Annotated in this window: 5 protein-coding genes and 1 pseudogene; 3 read left to right on the forward strand and 3 right to left on the reverse strand. The window is 35.2% G+C overall.

All coding sequences use genetic code 11. The annotated features are described in order from the left end of the window. Together AC1DSB_RS12705 and AC1DSB_RS12710 are read left to right on the forward strand one after the other, a co-directional pair. Positions 1–482 (forward strand): ATP-binding protein (locus AC1DSB_RS12705; RefSeq protein WP_477586831.1); only part of this gene is annotated, 482 nt, incomplete at its 5' end. 527 nt (positions 483–1,009) lie between these two features. Then, positions 1,010–1,456, forward strand: a complete 447-nt coding sequence (locus AC1DSB_RS12710; RefSeq protein ID WP_477531150.1) for an ATP-binding protein — start codon at positions 1,010–1,012, stop codon at positions 1,454–1,456. A 613-nt stretch (positions 1,457–2,069) separates the two neighbouring features. Here AC1DSB_RS12710 and AC1DSB_RS12715 read toward each other — a convergent pair. The 3 genes and pseudogenes from AC1DSB_RS12715 to AC1DSB_RS12725 all read right to left on the reverse strand — a co-directional run. Further along, positions 2,070–2,465 carry a hypothetical protein gene (locus AC1DSB_RS12715; protein ID WP_477531149.1) on the reverse strand — a complete coding sequence of 132 codons (396 nt, stop codon included), beginning with the start codon at positions 2,463–2,465 and terminating at the stop codon, positions 2,070–2,072. Between the two features lie 24 nt (positions 2,466–2,489). Further along, on the reverse strand, positions 2,490–2,942 hold the full coding sequence (locus AC1DSB_RS12720) for a helix-turn-helix transcriptional regulator (RefSeq protein WP_477531148.1): 453 nt from the start codon (positions 2,940–2,942) through the stop codon (positions 2,490–2,492). A 78-nt stretch (positions 2,943–3,020) separates the two neighbouring features. Next, a pseudogene (locus tag AC1DSB_RS12725) lies at positions 3,021–3,304 on the reverse strand (DUF421 domain-containing protein); the annotation flags it as partial. A 279-nt stretch (positions 3,305–3,583) separates the two neighbouring features. On the opposite strand from AC1DSB_RS12725, the gene AC1DSB_RS12730 reads away from it, so the two are divergent. Next, a partial coding sequence (locus AC1DSB_RS12730; RefSeq protein WP_477586832.1) for an ATP-binding cassette domain-containing protein occupies positions 3,584–6,223 on the forward strand: 2,640 nt, incomplete at its 3' end.

Genomic DNA, 6,223 nt, shown 5'->3' on the forward strand with positions numbered 1-6,223 from the left:
ATACAAGGACATCTGATTTACAGATGTTAGATTTAAATTCAATTATCTATGATATTTCACCTTTAATAAAGATTGATACATTTAATCAAAATAAACTTATTCAATTCGATACTAAAGACATCCCAGAATTGCTTTTAAATCGTAATGAGATACGGCAATTAGTAATAAACCTATACCGTAACGGCTTAGAAGCGATGAGCACAGGGAAAGTGCTATCCATCAGTACCTACATAGAAGATGAAAATTGTGTGGTTCTTGCAGTGCGGGATCAAGGAGAAGGTATCAGGCAAGAAATATTAGAGAAACTGGGTACTCCATTCTATACAACCAAAGATAATGGCACTGGCTTGGGGTTAGGCATTTGTTACGCCATTGCTGCCCGTCATAATGCGAAAATTGAAATTCAAACTGGATTAGATGGCACTACTTTTTTTGTTAAATTCTATTCTAAAAACAATTTGAATAATCCTCATTTAGATTAGTCACGGAGAACCGTATCATAAGTAAATGAGGTTCTAATTTGTTTAACAAAATTTCAGGTACCTGTTCAAGGAGTATTGATAAATGTTTAAGTTTCCATGTTTGTTCATCAACTTTTTTCTTTTATAGATATTGAGGAGTGGCTCGTAAGCCTTCCTTTGAAATCCTTACATAATAAATCCGTTTTCACATTTATTGATAACGTTAGCAAAGGATTAGTCTATTCAAAAGTATTACTTTAGAGAAAAATGTAGGTGTTAATTTGGATAAAGGAATTGTGTGTGTTGAAAAATGTATGATGAAGTCGATTGAATGGATCAATGAACCACGGGGGCTTTATGCAAGTATGGAGCCGGCGTGCAATTTCAAAAAGCTTTATAAACAGCCATGACGAAACAAACATATAAATATAATAAGAGGTAGTTCCTACAAGTGTATTTGTAATAAGGGACTGCCTTTTTTGTATAAGTATTGGTTAACATATTTGCAAGGTATATAGATCGATTTTGCTGGAAAGGAGGATATTCTTATGAAGAATAAAAGCGAAATCATGGAGATCATTCAGCAATTGGATCATCATATTGCAGATGATTTTGAGGCACAGGACCTAGACTTTAAACAATGGAATTTTAGTGCTGTGGAGGAAAACGTCAATAAAATGATTAAATACGCTGTTTGTATGGCAAATGGCGGCGGGGGCAGCGTTGTTTTCGGCGTGGCCGACAAAATGCAGGGAATAGACAATGTTTTAATAGGGATTCCATTTGATATAGACATAAAAGAATTACAAAAAAGGATATTTGAAAATACGGATCCACACATAACCCCTTCGTTTGATGAAATATTTTATAAAGATCATTCAATCCGGCTCTTGGTCATGAACGTTTTGCCGAAAACACCGCCTTATACAACAACGAAGGGTACAGCAACCATTAGGCAAGGAAAAGAGTGTCTGCCGTACAGAAACAATTCGTAGGGATAGTCTGATTTTATGATTAGGATCGTTTGGAAGGGACGGAGAGGTATACATCTTGTTCTTCAGGCAATTACGAATTATAAAGAATAAGATATAATTCAAAAGGCTAGAAAAGTAGACAATACTTTAAAGTTTTAATGATAACTAGTATTGAAAAGAAACAAACTTTTCCTAATTCCTACTTAATTATTGGGCCTTGATTCAAAATAACACCTCATTTAGATACATCACGGGGAACCGTATCATAAGTAAATAGGGGTTTTTCTGAAATTGAATCAGTGAATTTCTATAATGTGGGAGATATGCTTTTTAGCTTATTGCAGTACTCTATTCTACACAGTTCTATTAAATGGGTTTATTTTTATGAATCTACCAACATGATGGAATTTGAGACATATCCAATCAAATGGAACAATGAACTGCCCCGTAAAAGTTAGACACAAATCCAGCTTTTACGGGGTGTTTTTATATATAAGAGATTATTTGGTTCTGGGGGGCTATTAAATTTTAAGTTGATGGAGATGGAGTCCCGCCCACATTTTAACGAAAATWTACGCTAAACAAATTTCGATATAAAATGGGTCTAATTTCCTGCTTTGTTAGAGATTCGACTCTAATTTTTTAGACTACTAAATCCATAATTATTTTTCCCACCATTTTGATTGAATAGGAAATTTGTTGCTAAAAATACTGAAGCTACGTTAATTACAAGGGCAACAATATTTAAAAAGTCAGTTGTCGGCCCAAACACAATAATCAATGATGTTATTGCGACAAACAATGGAATTGCCTTATTTATATTTGTGACTAGTTGTTGCTTGTGAAAATGTCTTAGTATGAAAAAAATACCTATTAAAATTGGTGCAGTAAGGAATAATCCTAAATATCCCCATGCATCTTCAATAAACCAAGGGAAAAAGCGCATACGTGAAGTGAAAATAAACAGATTTAGTACGATAGTTCCTACTAATATACTGTTTAATATAATGACTCTCTTGTTTTTATCCATTGTAATTTCTCCTTTAAAATTTAATTACTCCTTAGTTAATTCGTAAAAACGATTCATAACTTCTTCCTCTTCAAACGTGCTATACCACCTATAATCACTACCATCTAAAATACGATAATGTTGGCTGATCACATTTTGTTGTACTCGAAATTTTCCTTTTTTCGCAATCTCATTCCAAAACATTTTTCCTCCTAATGTTTTTACTTTTGGAGTATTCATACCATCGTGAGCTAGAGTTTCAATTACTTCAAAAGGTTCTTCTCCTAAAATGTGTTCTAGGATTTGACTATCCTTAAATAAGGCACAAACTACGACTGCATTCGTCCAACCAATTGATGTTCTTTCTTTTTCAACTTGAACCAGTGTCTTTTTGGAAATCCCTAGAACAGTAGCCATTTTTTCTTGAGAATATCCTTTTTCAAGACGAATTAGTCGAACATTCTTAGAAATCAAATCAATTACAGTTTCTTTATTCAAATAACATCACCTCCATGTAACAGTGTTAAATTCCACTAATAGTGTAATATTACACCGCTATTAGCCTTTTGTAAATGGTACATCCAATACAATGGTTGTAACGATAGACCCTTTAAGCCCAAGATGTTCATCTGATAGTGGATGGGCAATAATGTTTCCAATGACTAAAGCAATAGCGAAATCAAGAGTCTTAATTGAGAGATGACACGCTGACTTAATACTCTAGTAACAGTTAATAAGAAGAAAAAAGCAACAATAGCTCGAAGAATCCACTCAAAGGTAGTAAGTGTTTCTTGGCCTTGAAAAAATCCATATAATACACATCCTTTATCAAAATAGCTATCACATAGTTTAACTCTGATATTATTTAAATAATCCATAATTAGTGATAAATTTAAATGAAGGAAGTAACTGATTAATAGAGCGTGGTTTACATTTGTATTTTCCAGAGATTTTTAAGTAGGTTTTATAAATCAAATGAAAAAAACTTACAGGGGCTTCAGTTTGTAGTTGCAAGTAACAAAAATATTTGATTGGTAAAACCTCATTTTGGAGTATCACGGTAAATCCGTATCACAAAAGAGTTTGTCGATGTTCTAACGTGGAAAGACTGAATTTACATAAATAGAGAGGATGTACATATGAAAATAAATCGATTAATTGCTAATAACATTAATCAATTAGATGCCGTACTGCCAGTAAATCAATCGTTAGGAATTGCAGGTTTGTCTGGGTCCGGAAAAACCACTTTTAGTCAAACCATTGGTGAAGAGTCCAAGAAGCGTCTCGTTTCATTATTGCCTAAGGCAGAATATCAGTATTTGTTTTCTAAAATTATGGAAACAAATTTCAGTGCCATCAAAATGGAAGACATGCCTTTAGTGCTTTTTCTTGGAAGAGCATCGATTTCTTCTAATCCGCGGTCTACCATTGGCACCCATACGGGCGTTTTTAAAGAGATTCGTGTTCGTCTTGCTGAAAAATTTAATCTTTCTCCAGAAGTTTTTTCATTTAATAATGAATTAGGCTGGTGTCGGGATTGTAAAGGACGTGGCACGACCAAAAATGTGGAATGTAAAAAGTGCAAGGGCAGTCGTTATAACCAAGAAGTTGAGCAATATACGATTGAATTACTTGGAAAACCACATAGTATTTCCGAACTCAACGACTTAAGCATAGAAACCATTCTCTCATTAGCTGAAGTTTTGCACATTAGTGAAGCGAAGCAGCATATTCTCCAAAATATAATTAATATGAATATTGGTTATTTAACATTGAATCGGATAATGGGGACTTTATCAGGCGGGGAATTAACACGGCTTTACTTGGCCGAGTTCATGGCAGCCAGTGAAAATACCGTTATTATTATTGATGAAATCTCGGTTGGCCTTGATCACGAAACACTATTGAAAATTTTAGAACAGATAAAACAATTAGGGTATAAGAATCAAATCTGGCTCATCGATCATTCTGACACGGTACTCGATGCAACAGATGAGCAATTGTTCTTTGGACCAGGAAGTGGCAAGTATGGCGGCAAAATTGTAGAAGAATCCCCACGTCCAAAACCAATCATCTGGAAACGAAATCAGGCTATGCCAACAGAATACTATCAATTCCAGGATCTTTACTGCCGAAATATTCAAATAGATGAAATCCAAATTCCCAAAAATAGACTTGTCACTTTTACTGGTGAGTCTGGATGTGGTAAATCCACTCTCGTCAATGAGTGTATCACCAAAGATTTTATGAAGCGATATCCAAAAGATAAACTAGTCATGGTTGGGCAAGATCGGAATCAATCGATTACGAGCCGGTCAACCGTTGCGACGTTTCTTGATATTAAGAAGAAACTCACTAAATATAGTGACGAGATAGATGATATTTTTCTACGTTCAATTGAAGATATTATTGATGAACTCCCTAAGGAAGACATCGCTCATAAACGCTTGAGCTTATTGATCAAACTTGGACTTGGTTATTTGACGTTGGAAAGAAAAACACAAACTTTATCAACAGGTGAATTTCAATGTGTTCATTTAGTTTCTGAGTTGTTTACCAACGCCAAAAATCCACATACGTTGTTTATTTTTGACGAGCCTTCAAAAGGGTTATCACAAAATATTTTAAACCAATTTATTGATAGTGTTAGGGTCATTCTAGAGAATGAATCTGTCTCCATCATGATGATTGAACATAATGCATATATGCTGGAAAGCTCTGATTTTATTGTTGATTTCGGTAAAAGACAGCTTGCACCTGTTCAACATCTTGATGTTGTCAGTCATGAAGAGTATTACCGTCAAAAAAATAGTGAAGAAGTTGCTCCATTGCACATTTCTTCGACACTCAAGCAGCGAAACGGTATTCACTACTTAGAAGAAAATCATTTGGTCTACTTTAAAAATGCAGAAAATATCTATAAGGGCGGCATTCTAAAAAGCCTTTCACCTATGGCTCGGTTGATTTATGGTGAATATGAATCCGACACCATCGCACCCGTTATCGCTATTGATCTTGAAAGGCACTTGTATAGTCAATATAGCTTCCTCTATGAAATGGGAGGGCTGATCAACCATATCGTTGCTGCCCATCCGACCAATAAAGATACAAGAAACTTCGATTTCTATAATCAAGAAAACCATTGTCCATGTTGTTCCGGCCGTCGGGTCATTGAGAAATTCAATTTTGATGTGGTCATTCAGGACAAAACTGTGCCATTCTGGGATGGCTTATTACATCCAGACGTCATGGAGGTATTGAAATATTATCAATATCCAAAGTTGCAATTCCTGTTTGATGAGATAAAGAATGAACTCGGACAAGATATCAGCAAGAGCTTCAATGAGATGACTGAAGCGGAAAAGCACACCTTTTTATATGGTTATTGGGAAAAGTCGTTTTACGATAAAGCAGGCAAGGCTTCGAGAACATGGGAAGGCTTTAATATAATTATTGGCCGTTATATGTTTATTTCGAAATCCATCATTAAAGATCATATGAAGGAATCGAAAGAGATGATTGCCTGTCCTGTTTGTCAGGGAACAGTGTTAAACCATCATAAAAAACTGACATTTGGTGGGATCGATATTCGTGAACTCATTCAACAACCGATCGATCAAGTCATAAAAACAGTAGGGAAGTTGCCGGAACTGGAAAAACTAAAAGCGGTTGTTGGCGGCGATATGGCGCTTACTGAAGATGTTTCCCTCCTTTCTAGGGGAACGCAAGTGGCACTGAAAATGCTGGAACTGGAACAGGCAAGCTTTATTGACTACGAG

The sequence above is a fragment of the Paenisporosarcina sp. P4_E4_2 genome, from assembly GCF_056401595.1.

Excerpts from the sequence above, each read along its gene's own strand:
- AC1DSB_RS12715 (WP_477531149.1), bottom strand. The coding sequence starts at position 2,465 with ATGGATAAAAACAAGAGAGTCATTATATTAAACAGTATATTAGTAGGA.
- AC1DSB_RS12710 (WP_477531150.1), top strand. The coding sequence starts at position 1,010 with ATGAAGAATAAAAGCGAAATCATGGAGATCATTCAGCAATTGGATCAT.